Source organism: Bacillus sp. NH11B (genome assembly GCF_001884205.1).
Taxonomy (GTDB): domain Bacteria; phylum Bacillota; class Bacilli; order Bacillales; family Bacillaceae_G; genus Bacillus_A; species Bacillus_A proteolyticus.
This window is the reverse complement of the sequence record NZ_MAOG01000122.1, coordinates 1-259: the sequence shown is the minus strand read 5'-3', so window position 1 is coordinate 259 and position 259 is coordinate 1. Positions and strand designations below refer to the sequence as shown.

At 42.5% G+C, this 259-nt stretch carries 1 protein-coding gene; it reads right to left on the bottom strand.

From position 1 onward, the window contains the following. The coding region (locus BAU27_RS22635) for a hypothetical protein (RefSeq protein ID WP_071772016.1) at positions 1 to 246 on the bottom strand (246 nt) is incomplete at its 3' end. Positions 247 to 259 lie beyond the last annotated feature (13 nt).

Here is a 259-nt window from a genome sequence, read left to right as displayed (position 1 = left end):
CGTTACACGTTCATTAATTCCAGCAATCCTAGCGAATCTCATTAAGTCCGCCCCTTGAAGAAAATACACCGAGATCGTAACTGGTACTTGTGACCACATGAATTGATAAAGCTCATTCACTCTCTGATTCGTCGAAACGATTAAATCATTTACAGGCCCATGATTCCATGCAGAGGTTTGAACTGAAGTGAACGGAAGGTCTTTCCCATTAACCACTATTCTTGCCACACTTTGAGTTATGTCCACAACAATCCCCTCC